Origin of the sequence: Pseudoalteromonas sp. TAB23 (assembly GCF_000498075.1) — a bacterium.
Taxonomy (GTDB): domain Bacteria; phylum Pseudomonadota; class Gammaproteobacteria; order Enterobacterales; family Alteromonadaceae; genus Pseudoalteromonas; species Pseudoalteromonas arctica.
Window position 1 is genome coordinate 1 of sequence record NZ_AUTP01000223.1, and the last position, 23,866, is coordinate 23,866.

The window sequence follows — 23,866 nt, forward strand, 5'->3', positions numbered from 1 at the left end:
AGTTAGCTCAGCAATACTTTGTTGCGTAAAACCACTTTTCTTTAGAACGGCGATCTGGCATCTTTGCGCATAGGTCAGTTGTTTGTAATGTCTCATTGTAAAATCTCTTGCCGGAGAAAAAGCAGTTAGCTTATGAGCAACTGACCACTTAATCTAGCCAAAACAAGTTATGCACTTACAATTTGAATCTAGGTTATAAAAAAAAGCCATTGCTTACAATTACATTTATAGCGAGCATTACGTAACAAGCTAGCAAGTTATATAGCAGACCTACGGCCACAACTTAACTTGCCTATTATTAATGAAATAACGAAAGACTTTTCATAATGACTGTTTTTTATAATTATTTAGAGCAAATTATCCATGACGTCATTGTATAGATCATCTTCACCAACATGCAGATATAATTCTGTAGTAGAGATTTGACTATGACCTAGCAACAACGAAATATTTTTGATATTAGCCCCATTATTGTAAAGGTTTGTTGCATAGCTGCGGCGCAATGAATGCGGAGGTGGGGCGTTGTATTTCACACACAATTTAAATATCGCATCAGAACTCATTGCTTTATTTTGTAAGTGCCCCCCTTTTAGAATACTTACAAAAAGAGGATCATTTTCATTAGAATACTTATAAATTTTAAACCATTGTTTAATAGCTTCAGTAACTACTGGGTGTAAAGCTACTTTACGCTCTTTATTGCCTTTACCTATAACTCGAAGTGATTTTTCCCGAACGTCACCCACCTTTAAACTAGCCGCTTCTAACCTCCGCAACCCGCAACGTGTTAGTATCGAAAATAACGCATAATCCCGAACATTAGCGACATGATTGCCAATTTTAGCACCATTCTCCCCTATTCCTGATTGTATTTTATTGAGTAAATCGCACACTCCTTTATGGTCTAATAGCTCATATTCTTTGCTACGCGAGCCTGCTTTTGGCTTTATGAACTTAATGGCATCACGTTGTAACGTACTCATATACCCAAGTAAATAAGCGTGCTCAACAACTTGTTTTACTATAGAAATGTACAAGGTTATCGTCTTTGGTGCATAATTTCCTTTAGACTTAAAACTATTAATTAAACTATTTAATGCAACCCCGCTAAAGTTTTGCCAGTTAATATCATAGATTGAATCCCTGCCCATATGCTTAGCTATCGCTTTCAAAACCCTTGCTGCAGTTTCTTTAGAGGCTTCAGAGGTTAGCGATAATATATAATTATATATCGGACATTGCGCATCTTTGTAGATAATTGTTTTATTGTGCCTGCCATTGGAAACGGCCAAATCTTTACGCACTTCAAATAGCTCTTTTGCAAATCGTGTCACGATGAACCTTTCTTTGTATTTTGTTGTAGTAGAATTAAAATAAATAGTTTAATGTTAATCTCTGAAATTAAACCCGTACATCACATTTGTTCACTTTAACAACACCTTAGTTCAAATCGCCCAATATATTTATGTACGCTATAAGTACGAAAATTATAATTTCCATACTGGTCACATTAACTTCAAAAATAGCTCTTGTAAATCACTATTTACGATAGCTATTTTTATGTTAAATTGGACTTTAAATAAAAAACTCAGGCTAACTCACCTAAGTTTTTAAATTTCATTTTTTGAGCTTTTTTACATGTTTTGGAGTGTAAATCATAAAACTAAAGGCAATTAATAATATTAAGCCCAAAGCAGCTGTAAATAACTCGGCTATTAGTGTAACTGATAAATTGTGTGCCACACCCGACACAATTAATGAAAGCAGCAATATGAACACGGGTATAATCACTTGGCTTGCATAACACGACAGTAAATATATCGCCGCGTTCGGACCACCCATAAAGTTACACTTTTTAAAAACATAAAAAGTAGCAAAATGACTAATCAAATAAATAATGACAAATAAAAAAACTAACACACCCCAATCCTTCTGAACGGTTTATTTAAAAATTATGTCACACTTTCATATCTAAGCTACTAAGCTAGAGAGGGTCAATATATAAGCTCTAATAAAATAGTGTTTTTTATAAAGCACGATATAAACACACTAACCAACTGATTGATAACAATAAAATCACATACTCAAAACTGTAATTAGTGCGGAGAAGTTGATTTTTTACTGTGCTTAACATTACCGTAATGATTTTCTATAAACCAAATTAAATAGTCAGGGTCGTTCATTAGCTTATAAAGCTTGCGTTGGTATCGCCCTACTGCATAAGCATTATGGCTGATGTCCTTCAATATTTGCTCAATATATTTGATTGGTTTCTCTTTGGGTTCAAGATCTACATTAGGTGCTTCGTCTTTTTTATCAAACTCAATTGCCAAGCTTGGGTGGTACTGAGCTATAAAATTTTCAAGTGCATCACTTTTAGTGCTCAACCTTATAATTTTATTTCTCATCCTAGAGCGAGTATTTCTAACATCCGTTAATTTTCGCTTGGCGTTAATAACTTCAACGTCAACACAAGTCATGTAGTTGTCCGAAGCTGCTGGGGATAAAGGTGTTTTGCTCATGGAGATATTGCTTATTATCTGTAATTTATCTTTAAGAGCGTAGTCCTGGTCAGGCTCTCAGTTAAAAGCATAAAACACCCTTTTATGGGGTGTTTTATGCAGGCGAAAATGCTTAAACTATATCTTTCTTTTCATCTATGTAAGCTAGCGCTTCTTTTATAGGCCCCATTCTGTTCATGTTAGCGACAGTCGTTAAAGCTATAACAACAATATAGCCAAGGAATAAAACCATATATGCTGTATTTGAACTTTTAGTCATAAAGTACGTTACCAGAGCTATTATCCCACCAAATATGGTCCAAAATATTGAATAAGTGAACATATTGAGTGCAAAGAGGGCTTTCATGGCCGTTAACGCTGGCTTCATTTCTATATCTGAAATGTGATCAAATTTACCATCTTGAGTTTTTACACCGATTATCGTGCGCTTGGGTGTTGAACGCTCCATAACTTCCATGTAATCAATGGTGAATTGTTCGCCAACACCTTTAACTAGATGTCTATTTATAACGTCAGGTACTTGCATATTTCCATATTTAATACCGTCGAACTCTAAGTAGTCATAAATATTCACGGTAGTTTTATGTGTTTTTTCCGTAAAACTTTCTGTGATGTCAGTGAGTTTACCTGTGAGCTGATGAATCATGTTATTCCCTCTTTGTGGTTTCTTGCATTTAAAAATTCACATGGACGTTCAACACATGTAGTCATTGGCTGTGTAAAGCCAATTCACAACACTGAATGTATTTAGGTCCAAAAAAAACAGAAAATAAAACCCTATTGGTATTTTGATAATCTGTATTGCACGAATTATGACACACTTGAATGTTTAGGCTACAAAGCTAGAAGGGGTGAATATAGTGACTCTAATTTGTTATTTTTACTAATAACGAGCGCATAATTAAATAACGGGGCTGATACAACCGCACTTAATAGCACAGATGATGTTGGTTTGTTTGGGTAGGTGAATACATAAAGGCAACTTCTATCCTCTTCATTTGCGAATAAAACAGATTGAAAATGTAAGGAAGCATGCTTTTGGTATTATTCTAGAGGTGCGAGCTGCGTTAATTGATGTCATTAACTAAATAGATTGAACCACAAAAATTATAAAATAATAACTAATCTTTATTTTTATGCTTCAAGGCATACAAACCACCAGCAAGTGAAAATATTGTAATAGTTAAAACTATAATAGTCGCAATTTGAATTGTATTCATAAATACCTCGAAGTAGTTTAATAATAATTATACACAAAGCTATTAAATATAAAAAGCGCACTGAGATTAGTAATCTTTACTAGCTTCAAATTATTAGCTTGTGGCCTTAACTGCAAATAAATAAAGACCTGATAAAATTGATACGACAAACGTCAATATAGCTACAGGTAAGTTAAGCTCAATTAATGAATTTGAAGTTGCTTCAAAAATATTGGTAAATTATATACCTACTTATTTGACTTGCCGACTGCACTAACCTTTCCATTTGACCATCTTATGAAGAGGGTGTTCCCTACTCGCCATTCAGTAATCTTTTTAATCATTCTTCCAATTTTCCTTTATTAACATTCCCAAACCACAGAATAAGCATGCCAAGCGCGGCACAAGCGACGATACCAAAAACAACCCAGACAGGGTCATCATTTGCCGATATTGAACTAATCATATTTACTAATTTCTACTTTCTTTTGCGTAGTAAATCTATAGCTGTCTTCTGTTTTTTTACTTCAACTAACAAGTTCATCTTATGCGTGTAAGCATCCTGTAACTTAGCATCAGTCTCTTTGAGTGCAGCTTTTACAGATTCGAGTTCTTTACTTAATGCTAAATTAGCATCATTTAACGCAGTTAAATCTTTATCTTCTGATTCCGCTATCTCATTTAAATTAATGTGATTAGGGCTTATATCATTATTATAAATTTCAAAATTGTCAGTTTCTTCCTGTAAAGCTAAATTAGAAGCTTTCAGCGTTTTTAGTTCGTTTTGTAATGCAGTTTTTACTTCGGTGAGTTCATTAACTTTATTTTTATTGTCTTCTAGCGCCTGGGTAGCATCTTCAAGCTCTGCATTAACTTTTTCATTCTGCTTTATAAGGGCTTCATTACTTAAGAGTAATTTAGCGTTTCTTTCATCTAGCGTTTGTGCGAGAGCCTTGCTTTCACTAGCTAATGCTTTCTGTGAAGTTAGCTCTTCTACTAGTTCTTGGTTCAACCTACTACTAGACAGATTTTTTGTTCTCAACTGTTCAATTTGTGTATCTAGCTCCTTTACGGCCAGAGAATGCGTGCGAGTCAGTTCCTCCAGAGCTTTTTGATATTGTGCATCATTTTCTTGATTTTCATTAGCAAGCTCTCGACTCTGCATTAACTGCCTCTCAAGTAGCTCTATCCTTGTTTCGCTTGCCACTTGCTTAAGACTCAGTGCCTCATATTCAGCTTTGAATTGTGATAGTTCTTGCTCGGCTATTAAACGCTGTCTATTAGCTTCATTAAATTGGTTTTTATAGCGTAGTTCTGCCTCTTTTTCCTTTAGCGCCAATTCATCCATAAACGTTTGTGCAAAGTTAGATGACAATGCAAATTTGTTATCAAACCATTCCTTTTGCTCTTGGGCCCTAATAGTCTTCCAAGATAGTAAGTGTTTATGAGCTGTGCTCGTGCTTTTAATTTCAGGGATCAACGACAAAAGCATAGGAATGTTGGGCTCAATACCTTTTTTTACTAAGTTATTACACAACTCATGAATCATTTTTTTGTGATTTAATGAAGTGGTTTTTGCAGACATTGGTATTACCTACTTTTAAACATGATTGAATTATACACACGCTTGTTCATATAGGCAATTACGGCAAATAGTATCGCTCTTATCGCGAAACAATTTCGCCATTAGCGAGGGAATAGTTTCGCAATTAATTACAATATGAACGAGCTTAAAACCAGACGCCAAAATCAAAAAAGCCATATAAATCATTGTTTATATAGAACTTTATACTTAACCACTAACTAAGTTAGTTATTTGAATTTAAATTTACAGAAATAAAAATATTAATAACTCTAAAATATCCATGTTAAATACAGAAAAAAAACGCGAAAGCTTTCGCACTAACTTTCGCAGTTTTTACGAAATTTTATTAATAAATTCGATGATAATTTATATCTGTAATAAGAGCTTTTATATACAAATACATACTAATTGTGTTGATTAAAATGTATACAAGTCTAGCTATATCTTCACTATTTCCAAACTTTATAATTGCAGCGTAAAAAAATAATTGGCAAAAAATTGATACAAAAGCATAAGCATAACGCTTTGTTAGAATAGACATACATTTTCTCCAGTTTTTGTTTGTCACATACTCAATTTCTGCAATAAGCCAGCCACATTTTTTCAAACGATCAAACAAGCATTTAATGTGTTTTAAATCAGGTTGTTACAACATTAAATTTATGAGTGTTTTAGAAGTATACATATTTAATGTGTAAAAAGTTTAAGAAAGAAATGATAGTTTAATAAAAGTGTAAAAAATGAAGACACTTTTCTACTTTTCTGCAAAAAAACTGTAATCAATACAGAACACATGCTCTGCATTTAAACGACTTTTGATAAGACACGATGACAAATGCAATAACCAATCGGCTCTATTTTTTATGGCCACTGAGTTGCCTGACGTCATTACGCACGGATAAAGCCACTTTACAGAATTGACTAAGTACTTTATTTCATTAGTCATAATCATTTTATTGCGTTTTCAGCATTTTGGAATCGCGATATATATGGGAATAATTGCCCACACACCAATGCACGATTCATGTATCAAAAAATGACTCGCATTACAAAAATCGGTATACACAGTTATACATATTATGTACTATCACTTTACTAGAATAATTGTTAAGTATGAGGTTTTTCATGAGTTCAGAAAAAGTAGCTAAAACTGATAGAGATTTTTATAATTTAAGTGTAGGCGCAACGAATCATAAAGAAGCACGTAATAGAAGATTGTTGAGTAATAACCAAAAACAACTTCGCAACTTTACTCGTAATGAAAGCAAAGACTATTTAGGTGTGCATGCGGCTACTATAGATAAATACACAAAATTAGCTAACATCGACCCTCGCAGACATGATGATTCTCAGTGGTCACTGGACTTAGAAGAAATATACAAGGTACGTGATCTAATGCCTCAAGATTTGAGAAAAGCGGAAAAATTCAACCGTGGATCAAATCAAAAACTCCAAGTAATCGCGATACAAAATCAAAAAGGTGGCGTAGCTAAAACAGCTACTGCAGCTACACTAGCTTCTTGCCTAGCAACAGAGTTCCATCAAGAATTTCGCATTGGCCTAATTGATATGGATGCACAAGCAACATTGACCACCTTTTACGCTACGAAGTCAGAGGCGTTGGGTGAGCTATCATCTGGTGATTTGATTACTGGGAACTATGAGCTAGACGAAGGTGAAACAAAGCAGCAAGTGATCTCAAATGCATTCTTACCAACAACAATACCAAATTTACGTATCCTACCGGCTGCACAATCAGATAGGGCTTTAGACAACTGGTTTCACGAACAAGTTATAAATAATAAAATTGAAAACCCGTATTCAATTTTAAAAAACATTATCAATGAAGTTGAAAGTGAATTTGATATAATTATCATAGATACCCCACCGAGCCTAGGCTTCCCAACGTATAATGCTTACTACGCGGCGACGGGTATTATCTACCCATTAGGTGTAACTGAAAGCGATATTGATGCCACAAGTTCTTACTTTGAATTTATTCAGCAAGTGTGGGCTATTTTAAAAAAAGCAGGTCATCCCGGCTTCGATTTTATGAAAATGTTACTTACTAATTTTAAAGAAGGCTCAACAACAACGACAGGATTGATGACTGGTTTGTGTGATGATTTCTCGGACTATTTATACTCAAAAGAGTTTAAAGCATCTGAGGCTGTTTCTAATTGCCAAGCATCAATGGCTACTGTCTTCGATATGTCCAAAAGTGAATACGACAAAAGTAAATCTTCATTTCTAAAAGCTCAAGTAAATGGGTATGAAGTAACAAGTCAGGTATATAGAGATATTGCAAAAGTATGGCGTGAAAGCAGTAAGGAGGAAAAATAATGGCAAAAAAACGTGGCTTTAACAATCCGACAGGTGGTGTACCAGGTGGAGAAGATGCGATAGTAGACGCAGCAATAAGTAAAATACAGCATCTATCAAAGGATCTAAAATCGGCAATTGAAAGCTCAAATCAAAATACAAATGCAGTGCTTAAAGAGTTCTTTGGTTTAAGTTCAGTTGGGGAAAGTAAAGTATGGACTTTGAAGTCAGGTAAAAAAGTAGAATTCACACCTGTTACATTGTCTTATGAAGAAGTACGCGATAATACCACCGTCACGTTTGAGGTTAACGGACGATTCCAAGACGATTTAACCCTTGAGTCATTACAAGATCTAAACTCAATTCTTACGCAACAATATACACCGGCCATTGCAAGGTTACTTGATGGGAAGATGGATATATTAGACGGCTCACGTAGGCGTGCCCGGTTTTTATATGAAGAAGGAGCGATTAAGGAGTTTCACCTTCTCGTTTCTAGCGAAGATATAAGCGTCAGTGATGCGAAAGCGTTAGCAAAAGAGCTTCAATCGGCAAAGGAGCATAGCTTAAGAGATATTGGTTTGCGTTGTCAGTTGATTAAAGATAATCACTTTAATGAGACTGGCGAAACCTTAAATCAAACTGCATTAGCAGAACAGCTCGGTGTTAGCCAAAGCTTAATAAGTAAAGCGCTCACTGCTGCTTCGGTAAAAAAGGAAATGCTAACGCTTTTCCCTGATGTGAACACGCTCGCTATTGCTGACTATAAACTTCTCAAGCAAGTGCAAGACGAACTTGAAAGTAACAACTTTCTTGATGGATTTATAGATGAAATCGAAACTGAAATTATTAGCATAGATGATAACCTTGCGGCCGATGAATATAAAAGTGCTGTTTTAACTCTTATTAAAAATGCAAACAAAAAACTTACTGCCAAACCGAAGGATAAAGCGGTTACAACTAAACTGTTTGACTGTAAGGGTAATCAAAGAACAGCTAAAAAAACTGAAAAGGGTAGAAAGGTAAGTTATACATTTGACAAAATTACTGAAGAGGCTAAACGAGAAATCGAAGAAGCTATAGTAGCGCTCTTGGAAAAACATAACCAATAACCTTGATAAAAACCTGCTGATTAGCAGGTTTTTTTGTGTTTTTTATACAAGAATTATTTATTCTTTATTTTTCTTGAAAACAATAACTTACAACAAAATATCGCAAATTATTCCAGCGATATAATACACGTTATTCCTTTACTTACTCTGTTCACCCTACTCTCTTAACAACCAGGTAATACCTCAGTTTACGGTATTTTGATTTTGACAACCTATAAACTAATATAAACCTTATCATAAAAAAATAAAAAGAAAGTAACTATGAAAAACGTAAAAATAACACCTGCTCACTCTATAGAAGCGAGTGCATGGGCTGATGCTCTTTTTTACGAATGGAACGAATCTGGAATACCGTTTGATGTAACCTGCTTCGACTCAGTGCCGCCAACGCTCAAAGAAGTGCATGAAGCCCTTTCTGTTACATTAGGTTATGCATCGTGGGATGAGCTTATAAAGCATGTATCATGCCCACATGAACCAATTTACATAACAGCAGAAAACAACGCCCATGAAGCTCTAGGCGAACGATTGTCGCGCTACATTAAGTATAATTACTCTCATGGCATGGTGCTAAACATGCTGGAAAATGCAGGCGTTGGATATTCACCGTCAGACCGAAGAGCGATACTTGAACTGACATCACCATGGGGGCTTATAGTAGAGCAAAGACAACTCGCAGATGGAATAATGGTTGTTAAGACTGCCGGGCATGGTGGTTTAAAACTAACGAAAGAGCGTGCTGATGCTATTCCCTCACATCTAACCCTTAATAGTGAATATTATGAAGAAGATGAGGCATTTGCACTTGTCTACCTTACATACCCGCAATTATTCCCGTCTGTTCAAGACAAAGCCAATGGATTAGGTAGGCTCAGTATATTTACATCGCATTCAGTGCCAAGAAAGAAAAACCAAGCCGAAATCGATTTTCTTGCTGAGTGCAATGTAAGCTTTGACCCTGAACTTGACTTAGTTTCTAAGCCCCACGTTGAGGATGAAGAGCTCAATAGGGATTTAACTGAAATGGAAAAACATGTTATTCGCTATCTAAGTGAATGCGTTCTCAGTAATAAGCGCCCTATCGCTATGCCCGATACTGAATACTTACCGTCATTAGCTGATTGGGTCGAGCGTTTAAATAGATTTCCCAGAATTGATGGAACTTGGAAGAAAACAGATAAAAACTGGAAGGAACATTTCTACACTGCTCCTGGTTTAGATTAGTGTTTATCAGATTGGTTTTCCGGCAGTAAAATTTAAGCCAAAAAAAAAGCGCCCAAAAGGACGCTTTAATTGAACAGATTTATTTCAAAATCAACTAGAAGACCTATTGGCTACAAAGTAAAGACCTCCAGCAAGTGTGCTGAATGTCACCAAAACCACAATTACCGTAGCTATTTGATAAATACTTGTGTCCATATTATTTGTCCTCTTTGTTATATTGCTTTGAAATAGTAAATGAAACGACAACCGCAGCTACAGAGCAAATTAATGCTCCTATAGCTTTAACTAAACCTTGAATTTGTAACTGGTGGCACACATCTGCAACTTGGCTTATGCAAACTCCAAAGGAATCTTCTAAAGCTCCTACAATTAAGCTGGGTATAAAACCAACTAATATAGCCATCAGAACAAGTTCAACAAGTATCTGGTCGAAGTTTTTCTTTTTATTACTCATTGCTTATCCTCATATTTGAGGGGGAGCAATCCCAAAAGGGAGAGCGACCCCCTTTTGGGTTAATGTTTAAGGCAATTATTTAATTGCCGGTGTTAATTCTCAAATTCAGATAGAGAATATATTTCGTATTGTTCTGCTAAATAATCTGCGTCACTCACTAGTTCAGTAAGATCATAGATTGGTTCTAAGAAATCATTAGCCTCATTGTAAACATTAAAAATCAAACCCGATAATGCTGGGTTGTTTTCTATCAACAATGCATCTAAATGCTTCAACTTAGTACGCGTTATTATTTCACCACATGAAGCAGCGCAGTATAAGTCACCCGCACCACTATCTAATGACTTTAAATCACTTGGTTTAATAATTTCACCACATACGTTAGCTGCAACAACATGAACAAACGTTGTTGCATAACCCGAAACAAGCTTTGTTTCGCACATAACACGCTCCTATATACGATATTTTGACAGAGTTAAAATATGTTTGATTTTACAATTTTAGATAACGCACTTTTAAGGTTTGAAACGCACTCTACATTCGTAAAGTATTTGTTATCTAAACCTTCTATGTTATCTCTAGTCATCCCCACACCTAATACAGCAATACTTATACCCAATATCTTTGCCAGCTCCAATGCTTCAATAAATGACCCCGGACAACTAGGCTCACCATCAGTTACGAGGAATAAGCACTTCTTATCTTCAGATTGGCGATTCAGTCTCATTAATGCAGACTTCATTGCCTCACCGCTTGGAGTGTATAAATCAGAACAAACTTGAAAGCGTTTTGCATCGATATATTGTTGGTTAAAAGGTTTTGCTATATATAGGCACATCTCAGACGAGTAAAAACCAATTTCATTTTTAACTTGTAAGCTTTGCAAACCCTTAGACATTGCTAATGCTACCGCGTTAGCAATCTCTTGATAGCCACCAGCCATAGAACCGGACGCATCAATTAAAATACTAATAGCGGCGCTCAGTTCGTTTTCTATAACAGGTGTTTTGAAAATGCGATCATCACCTAAAACTGATCCAACAAGTTTTTTGCTAGATAATTTTCGGCCACGATTTCTAAAACCATTCAACTCCTCTGTGTCATCAATTAACGCTCTGTGTAGGGTTCGGTAAACCGCCTTGCCAGCACTGGGTATTAATTCAGGGTTATTGAAAGGTAATCCCATCTCTCTCCATTTAGTCGTTACAGGTAACGTATTACTAAATATATCGCGAAGTTCGGAATCATCTTCAGAAGGGCTAAAGTTTTCTGCTTCTCGTCTCAATTCTTCGGCTATCATTTCATGAAAGTCAGGTACTTCAATATTATCGTCTTCGATAGCATCTATAACTGACTTAATTATTCGTGAAGTTTGATCACCGTTTTCTTGGTCCTCAACAGAGGCTTCATTTCCATTAGTATCCGTGCTTGAATCATCTGATTGTCCACCATCTGATTGCTCACCATTTGATTGCTCACCATTTGATTGTTCATCATCTGATTGCTCACCATTTGATTGCTCACCATTTGATTGCTCACCATTTGATTGCTCACCATCTGATTGCTCACCGTCTGATTGCTCACCATCTGATTGCTCACCATCTGATTGCTCATCATCTGATTGCTCATCGTCTGATTGCTCATCACTTTCTGAATCGTCGCTATCATCACCATTTTCAGGTTCTTCTTGCTCCTCTTCATCTGTACTTTTCATAAGCTCAATAACTTTCCAAGCCATATCTGCACAATCACGCGTACTACGAGTGTTTGTAATTCCATGTACTATTTCAGTTAAACTATCTATAAAGTTATTGTCATAGGTTGCTTTTAAATACGCTAAAGCTTGTTCAGCATATTGATCTAGACAAAGGTTGCCTGCACCAAGTACACGGCCTTTATATAAGCAGTATGTTAATACTAGTGATAACGGATTATCAGAACTCACAGGTTCACTAAACAAGCCTTTCTTAATTGCTATTAAAACAAGTTTTTCAAGGTTTAACTTAGCGCCTGGATACTCTGAACCAACTAACTTCTCCATTCGTGCATCTTCAAAGATATTGCATAAATTTGAATGTAACTTACTCTTAAAGTTGATTGAAAAACTGGTGTGTTTTTCATGGCCAATTTCATGATCAATATAACCATGCGTCATAGACACATAATCAGGATCAGTAAAATCGCCAAATGGAATATTAATTCTTCCACCACAACTATAAGCCGTACTACCACTAACAGTGACCTTAATACCTTCTCTGTCACTCATTAACTTTGATAATACTCTAGCTACTTTTATAACTCTGTTTTTTGATTTCATGGGTGGTTACTCTCCATAGGGGGTTTAACGGCTAAGCCGTATAGGGTTTTATTTAAGGGTTTATAGCCGGAGCTATTAGGTTCTATATCATCTGCTTTTCGTTTTACTGCTTAGAGAAACAATAAAATGAAAAATAGAGGACCAAAAAGGACTTCCCTTTTCAGTTCTCTATTTCTATATTTCCATTAGCAATTGATATACATGGCAAGATTTCATCGTTTGACATAAAGCCTAAAGGCTCAGTGACGTAAGTCACTGAACCCGACTTTAATTTGCACTTACAATAGCCACAAATTCCAGTTCTACACTGTGACTTGTGTACAACGGAGCCTTGTTCAAGACTCTGAAGTATTGTGCCTTTGCTTTCTACGCTGTGATGTTGACGCGACGAAGTGATGATTTTAATCATGAATAACAACTCCAGTATCAAGTTGAAATTCAGGCCTAAGAGCTGGTGGAAAACCATCAAAGCCCTTTGACTGATAAACATCATTCCAATCAATTTTATCAACACCTTCAGGACAATTTGGTACAAAGATTTCTGCATTTCTGCCCTCTTTTTCCAAACGTTCCTTCAAGCGCTTCGCTGCAGCAAGACCAGCCCCACTAGGTTCAATATCAGCCCAAATTAGGACAAACGTAACGTCATCTGGAAACTTTACAGCTTCCATTAAACGATCCGAAATACCGACCCACATAGGAGTTCCTGTAGCTTCACGAACACTAAGTGCATTTTCAATGCCTTCAGCTATACCTATAACTTTTTCTCCAAAACCTACGTCTCTTGGTTGGTCTAATTGAATAGAACAGCCTCGAACATCAGATATAGGCGCAAAAATCATTTTGCTGCGCATAATATCTGCCTTAACCGGTAGTTTTGTGTCGAGAAAAGTGCGGTGCATAGTGACAGGTTTACCGTTCACATCACGTACCATGGCAAGCATTCCGGGGAAATGCTGCCAATTTGTTTCATCGCTTTCCTTATATGCAAGTTTTGGATGAAAGCCCAAATCAGACATATTAGTAAGGTCCGAATTAATACCACGATTGCGAAGGTAATCTTGCGCATGAGTGTTCAAAATTGGCTTAGCTTGAGCTTTATTGTTCCTAAGAACTTTTTTAGCTTTTGCTAAGGCCTCTTCTGACGTTTTGTATGCGCTTTGTTGGGTATGCTTACGTTGTGCTTTAGCTGCATCTGATTCAGTAACTCGTGATAAGTCACCGCCGCAAATACGTATAATTTCATCTAAAGCCTGTGAGACAGAACACCCAACATACCAAGACACAACTGATATACCATCTGGTAAAGGCCCAACATCGTTATGATATGCCCCACCTGTATCTCTGTAGTCTCGAAACCATCTAAACTTAGTACGGCCACCACCGGTTAAAGGACAAGGCTGCTGCCTAATACCTTTTTCAAATGATTGCGCTAACCCATGGTAGTTTGAAAGAACACTTTCCCAACCGCCACTTTGGTCTACTAATGCTTTAACATGGTTAATTTTGTCGAAATTGTTGTAGTTCATAATATTACTTCCTCATATATCGAAATCACGGTGATCCCAATACATCCGAGTCTCAGGTGTATTGGTGATCACCGTGACCCGGTAAAAAGAAAGCTCGCCACCCAAGCGGGCAAAAGCGAGCTTGGATGGTGGTTATGCAGTTACTAGTTCACTACTCTCAATTCTTCGAGAACTATTAGTAGTGACTGATCTAACACCTACAACAATATCTTTACCTTCATGTTCAACTGTTTTAAAAACGTAATCTCCACGGACTACAGTTTTAATAGTTTTACCTTCAAGCATTTTCTTTAAATCGGTTTTCATGGTTACTCTCCAAAATATCTAAATTTGGGGTACAACCATGCCCAAGCGGGTAGGTGTACCCGCGTGGGTTTATATTCTTAATCTTTAAAAAAACTTTCCAAAAAAAGTGTTTTTAGGGAGTAAGCCACCAGCAAAAGCGCTAGGCTTTTACTGGTGCTAACAATTGATAAAATTAATTACCAACCATCAAAAGCAAAACTATCAATAGCCACATTCTCCTGCTGAACTATGAATTCAGAGTTAAATGGGTCACTACTTGATTGTTCTACTGCTTCTCCAAATGGGTTATCACTGAAAGGGTTATCTTCAGTGTTTATACTAGACTCTGCAATTAACGCATTATCCACTACTGGTACTTCTTCAACTTCCTCTATTTCTTCAACTTCGCTTAGCTCATCACCACCTTTTCCATAAGCAATAACTTTTGCTCTGTCACTCACAAGTGTCAAAAAATGACATACTTTGTGATAGTCACCACCCATTAAAGGGTATGTTAAAGGTAATTCATTTAGCACTTCAGAAAAGCGCTCAGCTACACGAGCAACAGTAGAATCCAAGAAAGATAAATTGACCAATTTATCGCGTAGAGCGAAAACTGGTTTTAACTTCTTGCTTGTTGCTTTTTCTGCCATAAGGAACGACTTTTGATAGATTTCCGCTGCTTCGTTAGAAATTTCATCAAACAAAGTTTGACTCGCTTCAACAGCCATAACATCTTCATCACCATCAAAAAGAGGTTGAATTGCCATTGGTGGGTGCACCTTGAATGTGAATCGACCAGCAAATTTACTAGCTTCATCTGAACATTTTCTAATATAGGCCTCTACAGGCTTATTATTTAAAATATGGTCTTCAATAGTGTTTTCATACTCACTTCTAAGGTTATGCACTTCAGCTTTAAATTCAGTATCAATTTCATTTAACTCTGTAATCAAATCATCTAATTGACTGATTGGTACAAGGGTAGCGCCTTTTGCAAAGCTAATACCTCGTTGATTAAGAGCGCGACGAGCTTGAGCTGAACACTTACTAACAAATCTAAGCTTTTCTTTCGGGAACCAGCGTAGCTTAGTACCTGAAAGCAACTCAGAGTCGAGCACTTGTCCATCTATTAACGATTTACTATCAGAGATAATACTTTCGCCACATGCTCCTTGAACTTCTACTGAAATTAAACAAGCGCCACTTTTAATGTCTAAATTGGCATTGTTTGCGGCTAGTTTAGAAGCTTCTTTTGCTGAATCGACTGTATATGTTTGGGTTGTCATGGTTACTCTCCGGGGGTTTGATAAATTCGGAGCATAACAACCCTGTTCAGGGGTATTATGCCCCTGTAGGGTTTAGGTTTAGAGGTGTTAGCCTCTATTTACAATATTCTAAGTTTCTAGTTTTGTGATCGAACACAAAGCTATTAATGGTAGTTAAATACCCATCATCCAGCTTTTCTTGAATACGATCTCTTGAAGAAACTTTACTATCTACTACTTGCGGTATCCAATAATCACCATAACGTTTGTTCTTTTTGTAAAAAACATAAAGAACATTGTTAAAGTGACCAATGGCCCAAAGTTCATCATTGCTTTTACTTAAAGTAATAACATCGAAAGACTCTGTTGGGTACGAAGACGGCCTACATGGTAGAAAGCCTAATTCAACCGCTTCTTGTCCTTTGTATTCAGTGCTGTGTTTAATCGTAAAGTGTGTAACAACATCATCAAGATGCGTATTGTTATCCACCCACTCTATATCACTAACTTTTCTGTATATACTATTAAGACCAGTAAATACTCCAACGCAACTAAATGTAACCGATAATCTCTTTCCATTAGCATTAGTACCGATAGACATTGCTTTAAATGAACCGTCTGGAAACTCGTGAGCTTCAAAAACGGAACAATCTAAACTGTCTGTCATATCGTAAAAACTAGCTACCGGTTTTATGGAAGAGCCTGTTACTTTTTTGCGTGTGAGGCAAAAACTTCTCCACTTGGTTTATCAAGATCTAAACCTAATAATCGCTGCAATACTGCATCAACTATTTCCTGGCTATCACTATCAACACCGCCTTGCATAGAGAAATCTAAGGCTTCGCGCCATTCCGCATCTTTACCAAATACCATCGTATGAAAAGCCCAATTAACCAATGTTCGTGTACTAAAAATACAACCGATTGGATCATCAATGCCTTTACCATCATCACCCACACGTAATTTTCTTAATTCGTTACCGACTAAGACCATCTTATGTGCGACAGCATATGGGATTGCAGGGAATTGCTTTTGTATTATTTTTAACTCTTGTGCTGGTTGTGGGTAATACGTTCTGTACCAACCGATACGTGAACGTAAGGCATCGTCTAACTTCTGTGAAGAAGTGTAGAACTCTGAGCCGCCCTCACCAGTCGTGTTACCTGTGGCAACGATACGACACAATGAGTGTTTAGTTAGTGTTTTTCCAATTTGCTCTATAGGCCAAGGCTTACCTTCCAGTAATCCATGAATCGCAGCACCAGTGTTGCGATTTACCTTATCAAGTTCATCAAAAATTACTAACCCACCGCTAGCGTAAGCTTTAGCAGCTGGACCAGGATTAAAAGGTGTTTCACCATTCATAAGAACTCGTGAACCCTCTAAATCTTCTGGCATTAAGCTACCGTGACACTTAACCATGTATACAGGTTCATTTAAGTGATCTGCTACAAAAAGTAACATTTCAGTTTTACCTGTACCTGTTTCACCATGCAAACCAAAAGTTTGAAGTTGAACAGGAGCCATCCACCAAGATAATAAGCGTTTAAGCGTCTTTTCTGTCGGAATGTAATACTTGTTAGAGCCTTGACAATCAGGGTGACGATTTTTACGACGAGTAAGAGTTCTTTCACCGGGAGTGAAAAAATCAGGAAAAATGCTATGTGCATCGACCTTCTCTAATTCGTTGTAGTTTACTTTTGCTGATTGAATTTCTGTTACGTTTTCTGCCGTGTTTGTGTTTGACATGGTTACTCTCCAAAAGGAATTAAGTTTTTTGGAGATAGATCTTCCCTATCAGGGAAAACTATCCCCGATTAGGGTTTTAAATTTAATCTTTAGAATTAAATTTAGGGTTTAGAACTTTTTATACAGTTGTTAAATTATGAAACGTAAATGCTTGATTCAGCCATTTTATCAATTTCATAATTCTCGTTATATGTTTGAACTGCTAAAGCATATGCTTCTATATACTTCCCATTAAAATCAGTTGATAGCTCAGTTAAAGCTTTGTCTATCTCACTAATATATAATTGGGGAACTACATCACCTTGCTCTAATGCAATCCAAACCAAAATATCAGTATTGTTAATAAATGAATTAAATTTAAGATATTTAGATGTAACTATCGCAGTGATAATTTCAACTAAGTTATAAGCAAATGCTTGCCTAAATACTAAATCTCTCATTTAATCTCTCCATCTATTTCAAATACACATGTAAGTACATTGTTTAGAGACTGCTTAGTATTCACTGTTAGGAACATAAGTAACTCCAGAACGAGTATATACAGATGATATTTCTAACATTTCTAATGCAAATACATTTACACCGCGAAGTCTAAGTTCATGGTAAATTCCTTTACGGAGTTCAACATGATCAAAGCCAAACGCTTTACAAATTAATGCAAAATAGTTAGAACTAACGAACTCAAGCTCGACAATTAAGTCTTCACTATCAATAGCAACATCACGCAGAATTTCTAAAGAACGATCAACCATCCATAAGCATAGTTTTTCAATTTCTTCATCTTGCCATTCAACATGAGATATACAGTTAACTGCATCAAGTTCAGGGTCGAACAAAGAGATAATTGAGTCTTCATAAGTGGGATTTCCCCGCTTAATTGCTTGCAATATATCTAAATCCAACGGGTGTTGAATTACATTTTCTCTATTCCAACTTGGTGACCACTGAGCATGTTGCTTAATAAGTTCACCTTTTTCGTGCATCGAAAGCCAACTAATTACTTTTTTATCAGTAACACCAAAACGTTTAGCACAAGCTCTAACAGTAGAGCCGTGGTGTTGTATACGATAAACGCATTCAATTTTGTCTAGGTGGTTAACTTTATTTTTCTTTGCATGGGTTTGCATGGTTACTCTCCGGGATATAAAAAACGGGAGTACATGCACCCCAAAGGAGTGAATAAATACTCCCGTAGGGTTTAGGCTGACGCCTTGGGTTTAATTTAGTTACGATTTAAGTGGTTGGACTTAAAAAGGAACTTTCAAAATACAAATAAACAAAACCAAACTTAAAGCACTAAACAAAACAAAGAATAAATATTGTTAGGGTTAGTCAATAAGTGAGTCGCGATAATCATAGTAATGAAGGAAATAAATATTACATTCAAAATTAAGATTTTCAGTACGGCGTGTGGTTTATGAAATGTTTGCTATGAAAGTGAGTTAACTAAAATGTGTGGAAAATAATGGTTTTAGCGAAGCAAATTCAACGAAGTTGAATTGGTGGCTAATGTCATTTTATTTGCCTTGGGTTTATTTAGTAACGATTTAAGGAAATAAACTTAAAAAGTGACTTTGAAATTGTAGAAATAAATTAAAACCAGAATTAATAACTAAAAGAAACAAAGAATTGTTAAGGATAGTTAGCAAGCATGTAGTGTTAATTGAAAAATATGAAAGGAATAAAAAATTATTACAGTCAAAACAATATAAGCATTACAACGAGTGGTTCAAATAAATAATTACGATTTAAAGTACGGTTACTAGTTAGGCATTAGGAACATTAATTAGCAAATTCAACGTGGTTGAATGGATTGCTAATGGTGTTTTATTTGCCTTGGGTTTATTTAGTTACGATTTAAGGGGTTAAACTTAAAAAGAGTCTTTTCTAAATTGGATAATTAAAACGGGAACTGCACTTAAAAGACCAAACGAAACAATAAAGTTGCTAAGATTGGTTAATAAGCCTGTTGTGCTTGTCATGGTAGATGAAATAAACATTAAGGATATAACATTCATAAGCCATATAAACAAAACAACGAGTCGCCCAAAGAAATTTTCGCTATGAAAAAGTTTTGAAACTAAATAGGTCGGCAGATAAATACATTTATTAACTAATCCAACGAGGTTGAAAAAATTACTAAAGATGTTTTTATTTGCCTTAGGGGTTAGTGCGCTTTTTTTAAAGTTTCGCATGAGTGGTTACTCTCCGTTTTTTTAATTTACAAATAGCAGGACTATTTGGTTGGGTTTGGGGTTGATGCCGTAGCATATGATTCATTGACCTAAAAAGGTTGAACCGTCGCGATACAGGGATGTAAAGCCGCTAAGGGTTATACTCCATGCAAGGAGTCGAAGTTAAAAACTTCAGTTAAAAAAAACGGTAAAAATTATTAAGGACATAACTAGGTAGTTATGTTTTCAATAAATTTTAAGCATGAAAAATACCAGATAAGCTAATGCTCACTGGGGGAGGGGGGTTGGTATTCATATTTAAATTCGTTTTGTTGGCTTAGCCAAACCGATCGCAGGTGCGAAAAGTGTTATCGCCGTAGGGATTTATTTTCGCCGTAGCGAAAGGGGGTTTATCGCCGTAGCGATTTATTTTCACCGTAGCGAAAATGGGTTTATCGCCGTAGCGATTTATTTTCACCGTAGCGAAAATGGGTTTATCGCCGTAGCGATTTATTTTCACCGTAGCGAAAATGGGTTTATCGCCGTAGCGATAATTTGAATATATAACGCATTTACTTTTTTTACAATGCTTGTACTGTTTTTTATTTAAAAAATTGAAGCAAGGTCAAATAGTTTTCTGACCTCGCTGATAAAAGACTACTTCCGTTTAAAGGAACGCCTAATCTGGCTGCATTTCTTCAATAAATTGCGAGTGCTTCCCATGGCGATAACTTATATGTAATCGTGATTCAGCCCTAGTGATGGCCACGTATAACAAACGCCTTTCTTCCTCTAAAAATGCTAACTTACTGTCCTCATTGTCACTATCGCCTCTAAATTTTGTAGGCACTCTATTTTTTTCAACATCTATTATCCATACTTTTTCCCACTGAAGTCCTTTTGAGCCATTCATAGTGGCCAGTATCACCTTATCTTTATCGCTATGGTCAATTTCGTCTTTCATCTGCATAAGGCGAATCAAAGCTGACACCCTCATTCTTAGTGACCCGCTATAACCTTGTAGTCGGTCAGAAACTAACCGTAGTTTATTAACAGCGCGTTCGTGATCCTTTGATATTACTGATGCAATATTAAAAACTTTACTTATAAACTCATCAATTCCTTCTTCATCGTCATTACTAGGTATGTTTTTGGCCAAGTCCAAATAAATATTTAGGTTTTTGTTTTCCGGCAATGATAATGAGCTAACCTTATTTATATCGCCAACCTCAACAACATGCTTATGTGTTTCGCTAATAACATTATTTGGTACACCTATAAAGCTAAGTGCATCATCAATAAATACCATGCTTTTCGGGTTCGATAAGCTTCTGTATAAGCTGACTAAGCCAACAATCAATGGTGACTCCCATATAGATTTACCACCAATCCTCTCAACAGGAATATCTAAGTAAACTAATTCTTCCTGCATCAAATCCAATAACTTATTGGTTCGAGCTAACACTGCCCAGCCTTTAGGGTTTTGAGCTATTTCTAGGGCTACTACGCCTTGGCATTCAAACGGTACTGAAGTTTTGCTCATAATGACTTTATCAGGTTTATTGGCGTACACTTTTTGATTAATGAGGTTAAGGTAGTTTTCAATTGCTCTGCGGTAATGCCAAGATAATCCACTTGGTACGATTCTATTTATAATAGTTTCTTTTTTGTATTGGTGGATACGTTCAGGATCAATTTTAAGGGCTTTTTCAATATCTAAACGTGCATAATCTTTGAAAACGACTCTGCCACCCGGATCTTTTGCAGAGTTCATGCTTTTTGGCATTCGCTCTACATTATAGTCAATGAGCTCTGCTGCATACGCCAATATCTCAGGTGCACATCTAAAACAAATACTTAAAAGGAAAGCTTTGGCTTCAAATTCTTCTTGGAATTTAACCATGTTTTTGTAACCAAAACCGCCACGCCAAGAATAAATGGCCTGGTCATCGTCTCCCACGACCGTAAAGGATCTATTCTCTTTTTTATTCTCTTTTATCCAAGCATATTCTATTGCTGACGTATCTTGAAATTCATCCACCAGCATGTGAGTAAAATCCAACGGCTCAATTTTCTTAGCACTTAATGCAAAAATAAGCTCTATACTCAATGTCGTTAAATCAACTTTTTTGTACTGCCAGAGTGCTTGAAGATATTTCATTGAAATTTCTGAAAGCTCGCCAATATCCCCATTTGATGATAGATACTCTACAGGGAATTGTGTATCTAAAAATTGTAGATTTTTTTCATCTGTACCTACAGCACGACGTTTAAATGAATCGTGTGTTGGTCCCATTATTAAACTACGCCCATCTAATAGCGGTCGTGCATGGTCAAGTATTAATTTAGCAAACGTTCTTATATCTATTCGCTTTAAGTCATTTTCACTGATCAATTTTGAAATTCGATGCTCTGTTTCCTTTGTAGATGAACGAGTAAAAGTAACCATTATTAGTTTATTAATTTCATTAGCCTTTATAATCTCACTGGCCAGTTCTATTGATAAATGGGTTTTCCCACTTCCGGGTAAAGCGAGTACAAGTTTGTTTTCGTCTCTGTGTACAACTACAGCGTTTTGATCGTTTGTTAATGCCATATGTAATCTTACAAGTGCCTAAAACATGCATTCTATTATTTCCTGTCCAGTAGCCTAAATTTTACAATAGGTAAAAATGACCTCTGTAAATTCGAAGTAGGGTAAATATGTATATGAACAAATACAGTCGCATTCTTGGTAGACGTATCAAATCACAAAGAGAGAAGCAGTTACTTTCGCCAGAAACTGTTGCCACAAAATTAGATGTACAAGTAAGCGATTACCTAAATTGGGAAAGTGGCAAGGCAAAACCGCAAGAGCGTCAACTTATTAAATTGTCTTATATATTGCGAAGTCATGTTTCTCAATTTAAAACAGGACTGGTATTGGATGGATTACAGCCATGATTAAAATTCAAACAGTGGGCAAAGAGGATTTTCTTTGTTATAGCCTTGACCAACTTTCACAAGCAATAAACAAAGTAGCTGGTTGCCATGCTTCAGTTAAGTATCGCCAGAAAAGTGGGCTTAGTAGAGTTTTGTATTTGACAGTAACCGCTGGTGGCGTAATTAAAGATACCTATACTGAAAAAGTATACGAAATAGAAGAATTGTGGCGATTGCACCTAATATAATCAATAATATTGAGTTCAATCAGTAGCCTATTTATACAAATATGTTTTAATACATGCAATTAAACATTTGGATTAAAAAAATGAACTTCATAAAAAAATCAATCTTAGCACTATCTACGCTTTCATTGGCAGCTTGTATGTCTACTCAGCCACCTGTTATAACAATGGAATCAAATGAAGTTTATCAATTTGACGATGATGCTAGCTTTGCATTAAATGTGGCTCAAATGACACGTAAAACCGCAGGTTTATCTGATGTAGCGTTACCAGAAGAAGCGCAATTCAAAGCAAATGGAGCATTAGTTGGGGCGGAATACGCTATGTCTTTCCTAACTGGTGGCTTAATTGATTTAGCTGGGAGCATGGGTGCTCAATCAGAGGCAGACAGAGCCTTTAATTGGAAACCTATGCTTGTTTTTTTAGGTGATTTAGATAGCCCAAACGTCGATGCTGACGCAGTAAAAGTTGTAGAATCTGAATTAACAAAAACTTTTGAAAACATCGAAAACTCTAATTACATTGGCATTATGAGGCTTAGTGCTGACGGCAGAGATAACAACTTTATGTTTATGTTTGATGGAGCGCTGTGTGATAAGACAGGGCAGCCAAAATTAAAGTATGATCTTGCTAATAACTCAGGACAATTCATTAACGTAAAACGTGAATACGAAGGCTCATGCGCTACGCCAGTAAACGTAGAAGTAACTGGAAAGGTAAACTATGAGGGTGAGCAACAAAGTGTTATTACAGTAACCTTCCATGGCGGGTATGCAGGTTTTACTGATATGGCTATTGCTACTTCAGGCTTTGCGGTAGTACCACAAACATTCGGTCGTTGGGGTAGTGGGGTTAAATACACTGTTCCAGCCCCTTACGTAATCCATAACAATACAATGCATTTATTCACTAAAGAAAATTCTTCTTTTAAATTAAACAAATAATTATTCTGAATTAGA

22 protein-coding genes are annotated in these 23,866 nt (G+C 36.2%); 6 read left to right on the plus strand and 16 right to left on the minus strand.

The window, feature by feature from the left end:
• Nucleotides 1–347: 347 nt before the first annotated feature.
• The 4 genes from L654_RS0112635 to L654_RS0112670 all read right to left on the minus strand — a co-directional run bounded on the left by L654_RS0112635 (nt 348) and on the right by L654_RS0112670 (nt 5,306).
• Nucleotides 348–1,334 carry a site-specific integrase gene (locus L654_RS0112635; RefSeq protein ID WP_024590321.1) on the minus strand — a complete coding sequence of 329 codons (987 nt, stop codon included), beginning with the start codon at nt 1,332–1,334 and terminating at the stop codon, nt 348–350.
• Nucleotides 1,335–2,096: 762 nt separating this feature from the next.
• Entirely contained in the window at nt 2,097–2,522 is a 426-nt protein-coding gene (locus L654_RS0112645) for a hypothetical protein (RefSeq protein WP_024590319.1), read from the minus strand.
• Nucleotides 2,523–2,634: 112 nt separating this feature from the next.
• Nucleotides 2,635–3,168 (minus strand): hypothetical protein, encoded by a 534-nt coding sequence (locus tag L654_RS0112650; protein ID WP_024590318.1) that lies wholly within the window; start codon nt 3,166–3,168, stop codon nt 2,635–2,637.
• Between the two features lie 1,031 nt (nt 3,169–4,199).
• Nucleotides 4,200–5,306 (minus strand): hypothetical protein, encoded by a 1,107-nt coding sequence (locus L654_RS0112670; protein ID WP_024590317.1) that lies wholly within the window; start codon nt 5,304–5,306, stop codon nt 4,200–4,202.
• Between the two features lie 1,125 nt (nt 5,307–6,431).
• On the opposite strand from L654_RS0112670, the gene L654_RS0112680 reads away from it, so the two are divergent.
• The 3 genes from L654_RS0112680 (at nt 6,432) to L654_RS0112690 (ending at nt 9,964) form a co-directional block, all read left to right on the plus strand.
• Complete coding sequence (locus tag L654_RS0112680) at nt 6,432–7,649, plus strand: AAA family ATPase (protein WP_024590316.1); 1,218 nt, start codon at nt 6,432–6,434, stop codon at nt 7,647–7,649.
• Complete coding sequence (locus L654_RS0112685; RefSeq protein ID WP_024590315.1) at nt 7,649–8,740, plus strand: ParB family protein; 1,092 nt, start codon at nt 7,649–7,651, stop codon at nt 8,738–8,740. The genes L654_RS0112680 and L654_RS0112685 overlap by 1 nt, the downstream gene beginning before the upstream one ends.
• A 261-nt stretch (nt 8,741–9,001) precedes the next feature.
• The gene (locus tag L654_RS0112690; protein ID WP_024590314.1) at nt 9,002–9,964 is read left to right on the plus strand and encodes a hypothetical protein; all 963 of its coding nucleotides are present in this window, start codon (nt 9,002–9,004) and stop codon (nt 9,962–9,964) included.
• Nucleotides 9,965–10,160: 196 nt separating this feature from the next.
• On the opposite strand, the gene L654_RS0112695 is transcribed toward L654_RS0112690, so the two are convergent.
• The 12 genes from L654_RS0112695 to L654_RS0112750 all read right to left on the minus strand — a co-directional run bounded on the left by L654_RS0112695 (nt 10,161) and on the right by L654_RS0112750 (nt 22,336).
• Nucleotides 10,161–10,418 carry a hypothetical protein gene (locus L654_RS0112695; RefSeq protein ID WP_024590313.1) on the minus strand — a complete coding sequence of 86 codons (258 nt, stop codon included), beginning with the start codon at nt 10,416–10,418 and terminating at the stop codon, nt 10,161–10,163.
• A gap of 92 nt (nt 10,419–10,510) precedes the next feature.
• Entirely contained in the window at nt 10,511–10,861 is a 351-nt protein-coding gene (locus L654_RS0112700; protein WP_024590312.1) for a hypothetical protein, read from the minus strand.
• A gap of 32 nt (nt 10,862–10,893) precedes the next feature.
• Nucleotides 10,894–12,735, minus strand: a complete 1,842-nt coding sequence (locus L654_RS0112705) for a hypothetical protein (protein WP_024590311.1) — start codon at nt 12,733–12,735, stop codon at nt 10,894–10,896.
• 401 nt (nt 12,736–13,136) lie between these two features.
• The gene (locus L654_RS0112710; protein ID WP_024590310.1) at nt 13,137–14,264 is read right to left on the minus strand and encodes a toprim domain-containing protein; all 1,128 of its coding nucleotides are present in this window, start codon (nt 14,262–14,264) and stop codon (nt 13,137–13,139) included.
• A gap of 132 nt (nt 14,265–14,396) precedes the next feature.
• Entirely contained in the window at nt 14,397–14,570 is a 174-nt protein-coding gene (locus L654_RS1000000127960; protein WP_155945838.1) for a hypothetical protein, read from the minus strand.
• A 176-nt stretch (nt 14,571–14,746) separates the two neighbouring features.
• Nucleotides 14,747–15,838, minus strand: a complete 1,092-nt coding sequence (locus L654_RS0112720; RefSeq protein ID WP_024590309.1) for a DUF3150 domain-containing protein — start codon at nt 15,836–15,838, stop codon at nt 14,747–14,749.
• A 94-nt stretch (nt 15,839–15,932) separates the two neighbouring features.
• Complete coding sequence (locus L654_RS0112725; protein ID WP_139016101.1) at nt 15,933–16,307, minus strand: hypothetical protein; 375 nt, start codon at nt 16,305–16,307, stop codon at nt 15,933–15,935.
• Between the two features lie 215 nt (nt 16,308–16,522).
• Entirely contained in the window at nt 16,523–17,566 is a 1,044-nt protein-coding gene (locus L654_RS0112730) for an AAA family ATPase (RefSeq protein ID WP_024590307.1), read from the minus strand.
• A gap of 134 nt (nt 17,567–17,700) precedes the next feature.
• Entirely contained in the window at nt 17,701–18,006 is a 306-nt protein-coding gene (locus tag L654_RS0112735) for a hypothetical protein (protein WP_024590306.1), read from the minus strand.
• A 54-nt stretch (nt 18,007–18,060) separates the two neighbouring features.
• Nucleotides 18,061–18,693: a hypothetical protein gene (locus tag L654_RS0112740; protein WP_024590305.1), complete on the minus strand. Its 633-nt coding sequence runs from the start codon at nt 18,691–18,693 to the stop codon at nt 18,061–18,063.
• Between the two features lie 744 nt (nt 18,694–19,437).
• On the minus strand, nt 19,438–19,761 hold the full coding sequence (locus tag L654_RS1000000127800; RefSeq protein ID WP_024608178.1) for a hypothetical protein: 324 nt from the start codon (nt 19,759–19,761) through the stop codon (nt 19,438–19,440).
• A 658-nt stretch (nt 19,762–20,419) separates the two neighbouring features.
• A complete protein-coding gene (locus L654_RS0112750; protein WP_024590304.1) occupies nt 20,420–22,336 on the minus strand; it encodes an ATP-dependent helicase in 1,917 nt (638 codons plus the stop codon).
• A 113-nt stretch (nt 22,337–22,449) separates the two neighbouring features.
• On the opposite strand from L654_RS0112750, the gene L654_RS0112755 reads away from it, so the two are divergent.
• The 3 genes from L654_RS0112755 (at nt 22,450) to L654_RS0112765 (ending at nt 23,851) form a co-directional block, all read left to right on the plus strand.
• Entirely contained in the window at nt 22,450–22,683 is a 234-nt protein-coding gene (locus tag L654_RS0112755; protein ID WP_158001141.1) for a helix-turn-helix transcriptional regulator, read from the plus strand.
• Nucleotides 22,680–22,910 carry a hypothetical protein gene (locus L654_RS0112760; RefSeq protein WP_024590302.1) on the plus strand — a complete coding sequence of 77 codons (231 nt, stop codon included), beginning with the start codon at nt 22,680–22,682 and terminating at the stop codon, nt 22,908–22,910. Before L654_RS0112755 ends, L654_RS0112760 begins: the two co-directional genes overlap by 4 nt.
• A gap of 80 nt (nt 22,911–22,990) precedes the next feature.
• Nucleotides 22,991–23,851 carry a hypothetical protein gene (locus L654_RS0112765; RefSeq protein WP_029753599.1) on the plus strand — a complete coding sequence of 287 codons (861 nt, stop codon included), beginning with the start codon at nt 22,991–22,993 and terminating at the stop codon, nt 23,849–23,851.
• Nucleotides 23,852–23,866 lie beyond the last annotated feature (15 nt).

Excerpts from the sequence above, each read along its gene's own strand:
- L654_RS0112645 (WP_024590319.1), bottom strand. The coding sequence starts at position 2,522 with ATGAGCAAAACACCTTTATCCCCAGCAGCTTCGGACAACTACATGACT.
- L654_RS0112650 (WP_024590318.1), bottom strand. The coding sequence starts at position 3,168 with ATGATTCATCAGCTCACAGGTAAACTCACTGACATCACAGAAAGTTTT.
- L654_RS0112670 (WP_024590317.1), bottom strand. The coding sequence starts at position 5,306 with ATGTCTGCAAAAACCACTTCATTAAATCACAAAAAAATGATTCATGAG.
- L654_RS0112680 (WP_024590316.1), top strand. The coding sequence starts at position 6,432 with ATGAGTTCAGAAAAAGTAGCTAAAACTGATAGAGATTTTTATAATTTA.
- L654_RS0112685 (WP_024590315.1), top strand. The coding sequence starts at position 7,649 with ATGGCAAAAAAACGTGGCTTTAACAATCCGACAGGTGGTGTACCAGGT.
- L654_RS0112690 (WP_024590314.1), top strand. The coding sequence starts at position 9,002 with ATGAAAAACGTAAAAATAACACCTGCTCACTCTATAGAAGCGAGTGCA.
- L654_RS0112695 (WP_024590313.1), bottom strand. The coding sequence starts at position 10,418 with ATGAGTAATAAAAAGAAAAACTTCGACCAGATACTTGTTGAACTTGTT.
- L654_RS0112700 (WP_024590312.1), bottom strand. The coding sequence starts at position 10,861 with ATGTGCGAAACAAAGCTTGTTTCGGGTTATGCAACAACGTTTGTTCAT.
- L654_RS0112705 (WP_024590311.1), bottom strand. The coding sequence starts at position 12,735 with ATGAAATCAAAAAACAGAGTTATAAAAGTAGCTAGAGTATTATCAAAG.
- L654_RS0112710 (WP_024590310.1), bottom strand. The coding sequence starts at position 14,264 with ATGAACTACAACAATTTCGACAAAATTAACCATGTTAAAGCATTAGTA.
- L654_RS1000000127960 (WP_155945838.1), bottom strand. The coding sequence starts at position 14,570 with ATGAAAACCGATTTAAAGAAAATGCTTGAAGGTAAAACTATTAAAACT.
- L654_RS0112720 (WP_024590309.1), bottom strand. The coding sequence starts at position 15,838 with ATGACAACCCAAACATATACAGTCGATTCAGCAAAAGAAGCTTCTAAA.
- L654_RS0112730 (WP_024590307.1), bottom strand. The coding sequence starts at position 17,566 with ATGTCAAACACAAACACGGCAGAAAACGTAACAGAAATTCAATCAGCA.
- L654_RS0112735 (WP_024590306.1), bottom strand. The coding sequence starts at position 18,006 with ATGAGAGATTTAGTATTTAGGCAAGCATTTGCTTATAACTTAGTTGAA.
- L654_RS0112740 (WP_024590305.1), bottom strand. The coding sequence starts at position 18,693 with ATGCAAACCCATGCAAAGAAAAATAAAGTTAACCACCTAGACAAAATT.
- L654_RS1000000127800 (WP_024608178.1), bottom strand. The coding sequence starts at position 19,761 with ATGCGAAACTTTAAAAAAAGCGCACTAACCCCTAAGGCAAATAAAAAC.
- L654_RS0112750 (WP_024590304.1), bottom strand. The coding sequence starts at position 22,336 with ATGGCATTAACAAACGATCAAAACGCTGTAGTTGTACACAGAGACGAA.
- L654_RS0112755 (WP_158001141.1), top strand. The coding sequence starts at position 22,450 with ATGAACAAATACAGTCGCATTCTTGGTAGACGTATCAAATCACAAAGA.
- L654_RS0112760 (WP_024590302.1), top strand. The coding sequence starts at position 22,680 with ATGATTAAAATTCAAACAGTGGGCAAAGAGGATTTTCTTTGTTATAGC.
- L654_RS0112765 (WP_029753599.1), top strand. The coding sequence starts at position 22,991 with ATGAACTTCATAAAAAAATCAATCTTAGCACTATCTACGCTTTCATTG.